This is a genomic window from Actinoplanes sp. NPDC051633, from assembly GCF_040681735.1.
GTDB lineage: Bacteria > Actinomycetota > Actinomycetes > Mycobacteriales > Micromonosporaceae > Actinoplanes.
Genome location: NZ_JBFAZH010000516.1, coordinates 1 through 5396 on the forward strand (window position 1 = coordinate 1; position 5396 = coordinate 5396).

Here is a 5396-nt window from a genome sequence, read left to right on the forward strand (position 1 = left end):
GTCGAGCAGCGGCACCTCACCGACGATAACGGGGCGGACGGCACGCCGGCTCGGCCGTTAAGGTGCCGCGGTGGGAAAACTCCGAGGTGGACTCGTCATCGGCGCGGCCGTGCTGCTCTGCGTCTGGATTCTCTGGCTCTTCGGCGGGTCGTTCGGGTTCACCTACGAGGACCCGGCGGCGCCGGTCGGCGAGGCCGCGCCCATCGAGGTCACCTGCGACTCGCAGCTGATGATGCTCTTCGGCCCCGGGCAGGACGGCGCCAGCTTCAACGGCTCCGGCACCAGCCTGACCTTCGTCGAGATCGGTGTGGCGTGCAACGCCGCGCGCGGCGCCCGGGCCGGGCTGGCGGCCCTGCTGGCCGTGCCGACCGCGGTGCTGCTCAGCATGCTGGTGCTGGGCGGCCGCCGGCTGGACCGGGGCGGGCCCGCCGCCGAGGTGTCCGGGTCCCGGTTGCGCGACCTGCATCGTCTCGACGACGACGCTTGATCGGGATACCGTCCGCTGATGCGGATCGCGGTGGTCACCGGAGGGGGCAGCGGCATCGGGGCTGCCGTGGCGCACGAGCTGGCCGGCGACGGCTGGACGGTGGTGATCGCGGGCCGGCGCGCGGAGGCCCTGGACGCGGTCGCGGCCCGCGCCGAGAACATCGAGCCCGTTCCGGCCGACGTCAGCGACGAGGCGAGCGTGCGCAGGCTCTTCAACACGACGGTCGAGCGGCACGGCCGGGTCGACCTGCTGTTCAACAATGCGGGCATCGGCGCGCCCGCGGCCGACATCGACGAGCACACGCTCGACGACTGGCAGCGCGTCGTCGCGGTGAACCTGACCGGCGCGTTCCTCTGCACCCGCGAGGCGTTCCGGGTGATGCGCCGCCAGCAGCCGCGCGGCGGGCGGATCATCAACAACGGGTCGATCGCGGCGCACGCGCCGCGGCCGCAGTCGATCGCGTACACCGCCACGAAGCACGCCATCACCGGGCTGACCAGATCGACCGCGCTGGACGGGCGGGAGTTCGACATCGCCTGCGGTCAGATCGACATCGGCAATGCGGCCACCGACATGGCGGCCGTGCAGGCGGCCGGGATCCGGCAGCCGAGCGGTCACGTCGTCGCCGAGCCGGTGATGGACGTAGCCGAGGTCGGGCGGGCGGTGCGCTACATGGCCGGTCTGCCGCTGGACGCGAACGTCCTCACGATGACTGTGATGGCGACGAAGATGCCCTTCGTCGGGCGGGGGTGACACCGGTGGGGCACGCGAACGCCTGGGACGCCGACCGGACCGTCGTGCGGTTCCCCGATCCGGCCATCGAGATCGTCGACGATCGGTTCCGGCCCTTGGTGGTCGGCCATGAGGTGGTCGAGCGGCTGTGGACCGGCGGGCGCTGGCTCGAGGGGCCGGTGTGGTTCGGCGACGGCCGCTTCCTGCTGTTCTCCGACATCCCCAACGACCGGGTGCTGCGCTGGAGCGAGTCCACGGGCGAGGTCGACGTGTTCCGGCAGCCGTCGGGCAACGCCAACGGCAACACCCGCGACCGCCGGGGCCGGTTGCTGACCTGCGAGCACCTGCGGCGCCGCGTGACGCGTACGGAACACGACGGGTCGCTCACCGTCCTTCTGGACTCGTACGACGGGAAGCCCTTGAACGCACCCAACGACGTGGTGGTCCACTCCGATGGCGCGGTGTGGTTCACCGATCCGGGCTGGGGCATCGCCTCCCACTACGAGGGCGACAAGGCCGATGAGGAGATCCCGCGGTACGTCTACCGCATCGACCCCGCAAACGGCGCCGCCGAACCGGTGATCGCCGGTATGGACCGCCCCAACGGGCTGTGCTTCTCCCCCGACGAGTCCCGGCTGTACGTGGTCGACGTCGGCCACATCCGGGTCTTCGACATGGCGAACGGCCGCCCGGTGAACGGGCGGGTGTTCGTGGAGATGAGCCCCGGCGGCCCGGACGGCATCCGCACCGACACCGACGGCAACGTGTGGGCCTCGGCCGGCGACGGCGGCCCGGGCTTCGACGGGGTGCACTGCTACCACCCGGACGGCACGCTGATCGGCCAGATCCACCTGCCGGAGACGGCGGCGAACCTCTGCTTCGGCGGCGTGAAGAAGAACCGGCTCTTCATCACCGCGAGCCGGTCCCTCTACAGCGTGTACGTCGACGCCCTGGGCGCGCAGAGTCCCTAGCCGCCCGTCTCTAGCCGCGCAGCGCGCAGCAGCTCCTGCTTGGTCATGCCCGAGCGGCCGCCGATGCCGCGGCGCTTGGCCTCGTCGTACAGCTCGGCCTTGGTCGCGTCGTCGCGGGGCTTGTCCGAGGACTTCATCGACTTCATCGGCTTGCCGAGGTCCTGCCAGCGGGTCTCGGTCATCTCGACGCCGAACTTCTTCGCGGCCCGCTTGATCCGGCGGAACGCCTCGTCGCGCTCCTTGTCGGTGACGTCTCGCACCTGGTCGAAGCGGGCGATCGCGTTGCGGACGTGCTTGGCGTCGTTCAGCGGTTCCTTGCGGACCCGCGGGAACGCGAACGTGCTGTCGGACAGGGCGTTGCGCTCCGCGGCGTCCAGCTCATTACTTCTGGTAGCCATGCGTCTTCCCTTACCCGAGGACGATCCACCGACACCTGCGGCCGACCATGCGGAGAAATGCAGGTGCATGGCCGGAACGCGCGCTCTAACGTGCCGGGCATGGTCTCGCGATTGGTGGCGGTGACGTACGACGCGCGCGACCCGGCGCGGCCGGCGCGGTTCTGGGCCGGCATGCTCGGGCGAGAGGTCGTCGAGCACGCCGGTGGCGCTCTGCTGCCCGGCGGGGGCACGCAGCTCGGCCTCCGGTTCGCTCCGAGCCCGCGGAAGAAGACCGGGCCCGACCGCATGCACCTGCACCTGACCAGCACCAGCCTCACCGACCAGCAGAGCACGGTGGAGGCCGCGCTGAAGCTCGGCGCCGCCCACCTCGACGTCGGGCAGCGCCCCGAGGAGGGGCACATCGTTCTGGCCGACCCCGAGGACAACGCGTTCTGCGTGATCGAGCCCGGCAACGCCTTCCTCGCCGGATGCGGCTTCCTCGGCGAGCTGGCCTGTGACGGCACCCGCGAGGTCGGCCTCTTCTGGAGTGCCGCGCTGGGCTGGCCGCTGGTGTGGGACGAGAACCAGGAGACCGCCGTCCAGTCACCGCGCGGCGGCACGAAGGTCGCGTGGGGCGGGCCGCCCCTGGCGCCGAAGGACGGCACGAACCTGCAGCGCTTCGACCTCGCCCCGGCGCACGGCGACCACGAGGCGGAGGCCGACCGGCTGGTCTCGCTCGGGGCGCGGCGGCTCGGGCCCGGCCCGGACGGCGCCGTCGAGCTGGCCGACCCGGACGGCAACGAGTTCTGCCTTCGAAGGGCCTGATCCGCCGCCGAACTCCGATGGCACGCCCGGGGACGGACGGCCGACACACCCCTTCCGCTCGGTGCGCGGACCGACGACACTTACCGCCCATGGGCAGGGGTTCCCGGCGCGTGCGCCAGAGCGTTGAACCGGAACTGGACGACGTCCTGGAGACGGCGGACCGTCCGGCGCCGGCGACCCCGGCCGGGCCGAAACCCGAGGACGGGCTGTCGTATCTGCAGTCCACCGGCGGGAACGCGATGGTGCTGCGGCTGCTGCGGTCCGGGTCCGGCGGCGGGACGGCCGATGAGCTGGCCGAACGGCTACAGGGCCGGCTGGGCTCGGGGGAAAACCTGGCGGAGGACGTACGCGAGCGGTTCGCACCCGGCCTCGGCGCCCCGCTGAGCGACGTCCGCGTCCACCGTGACGCCGCCGCGGCGGACATGGCCGCCGACGTCGGGGCGAAGGCGTTCACCGCCGGCTCCGACGTCTTCTTCGGCGCCGGCCAGTACGCGCCGGACACGCCGCAGGGCGCCCACCTGATCGCGCACGAGCTGGTCCACACGACGCAGCCCGCCGCGACCGGCTCCGGGCTGACGGTGTCGGGGCCGACGGACAGCGCGGAGGTCGCCGCCGAGAGCGCGGCCCGCACGCTCACCTCGGGCGGCCACACGACCGGACATCAGCACGACGGCGCGACGATCCACCGCGCACCGGCTGACGAAGCCGCCGCGGAGGCGGCGCCGGCGGTGGACATCTCCTGGATCGACGGCCTGCACGGGCCCATCCAGGAACAGATCGACATGTTCAAGGCGAAGACGCTGAACAAGGCCGGCCCCAAGCAGCACCAGCGGCTCCTCGACCAGCGGCAGCACCATCGCGAGACCTTCGTGGTCAACATGGCGCAGTATCTGGGCGGCATCCCGCAGGTCCCGACCCACTTCGAGGCGATCCACCCGATCGACGTCGCCGGCGGCAACCAGCTCTTCGTGCACGACTCCACCCGGGAACGCCTGCTGGCCGTGAAGGCCGACCTGGAGGCCAAGAACATCCCGATGCCGTCCACCACCGTCGGCCTCGGGCTGCGCGGGCGGCACCTGCACGCCGCCACCGGCGCCGGCATGATGACCCACGGGCTGGGCTTCGCGTGTGACTGGAAGGCCTACGCGGCACCGCACATCAAGGACGCGAAGCTGCACACGCTCTTCGAGACGGTCACCGGCGGCTCGACGTCGTTCCACCTCGAGGCCGGTGGCAAGCCGCTCGGCGCCGAGGGCCGCCGCGACCTGATCGAGCAGATGGGCCAGGGCAAGGCCGACCCGGACCGCGCCCGGCAACTGCTCGAGTCGGTCACCTCCGAGTACAACCGGCTCGTCCAGCAGTCGGCCGCCTTCAAGAACTCGCTGCCCGAGTCGTCGCTGGCACCGCTGCGGGAGGTGGAGCGCCGCCGTACCGAGATGAACAACCTGGCCACCCGCGTGGAGAAGGCGAAGCCCAAGGACCGGCCGCCGCTCGAGGCCACGCTGGCCGAGGCGAAGAAGGCCTTCGACGCCGCGCGGGCGCAGGTGGAGGCCAACCTGACGACCATCTTCAAGCCGTGGCTCGACGAGATCGCCGAGCGCAGCGCCGAGATCGAGAAGGTGGCCGCCGACAAGGGCGTCGATCTGAGCAGCGAGGTCACCACCGCCGAGACGCTGAAGGGCCTCGGCAAGGAGGTCGGCGTCCTCGGCAAGGCCGTCCAGAAACTGGAGAAGAAGGCCAGGAAACTGCTGGAGGGGGTACGCGCGCAGCACCAGAACGTGCTGCTCGAGACGGCCGGCATCGAGAACCACCTGCCCGAAGACTCCCCCGACAAGATCACGTTGCTGGCCACCGCGCAGCAGCTGCTGGCCGAGTCGGACGGGCTGGACGCCAACCTCGGCGATCTGCTGCCGGAGGCCAAGCCGGCCAAGTACGGCAACGTCGGCAAGGGCCGCAAGCGCACCATCGAGGAGTGGCGCAAGGCCCTGGAGAAGGCGCGGGACA

At 71.6% G+C, this 5396-nt stretch carries 6 protein-coding genes; 5 read left to right on the forward strand and 1 reads right to left on the reverse strand.

Annotated elements, in window-relative coordinates; genetic code table 11:
• The first annotated feature begins 70 nt into the window (after positions 1–70).
• Genes AB0M20_RS25400 through AB0M20_RS25410 form a run of 3 tightly spaced genes read left to right on the forward strand, consistent with a single transcriptional unit; the run spans position 71 to position 2190 of the window.
• Positions 71–487, forward strand: coding sequence for a hypothetical protein (locus AB0M20_RS25400; RefSeq protein WP_364302208.1), 417 nt, complete (start codon positions 71–73; stop codon positions 485–487).
• An 18-nt stretch (positions 488–505) separates the two neighbouring features.
• Positions 506–1240 (forward strand): SDR family oxidoreductase, encoded by a 735-nt coding sequence (locus tag AB0M20_RS25405; protein ID WP_364302210.1) that lies wholly within the window; start codon positions 506–508, stop codon positions 1238–1240.
• 44 nt (positions 1241–1284) lie between these two features.
• Positions 1285–2190, forward strand: a complete 906-nt coding sequence (locus AB0M20_RS25410) for an SMP-30/gluconolactonase/LRE family protein (protein ID WP_364302218.1) — start codon at positions 1285–1287, stop codon at positions 2188–2190.
• On the opposite strand, the gene AB0M20_RS25415 is transcribed toward AB0M20_RS25410, so the two are convergent.
• Complete coding sequence (locus AB0M20_RS25415; RefSeq protein ID WP_364302212.1) at positions 2187–2588, reverse strand: DUF6582 domain-containing protein; 402 nt, start codon at positions 2586–2588, stop codon at positions 2187–2189. The genes AB0M20_RS25410 and AB0M20_RS25415 overlap by 4 nt on opposite strands.
• 99 nt (positions 2589–2687) lie before the next feature.
• On the opposite strand from AB0M20_RS25415, the gene AB0M20_RS25420 reads away from it, so the two are divergent.
• Both AB0M20_RS25420 and AB0M20_RS25425 read left to right on the forward strand, forming a co-directional pair.
• Entirely contained in the window at positions 2688–3392 is a 705-nt protein-coding gene (locus AB0M20_RS25420; protein WP_364302214.1) for a VOC family protein, read from the forward strand.
• A gap of 110 nt (positions 3393–3502) precedes the next feature.
• Positions 3503–5396: DUF4157 domain-containing protein (locus AB0M20_RS25425; RefSeq protein ID WP_364302216.1), on the forward strand; the 1894-nt coding region annotated here is incomplete at its 3' end.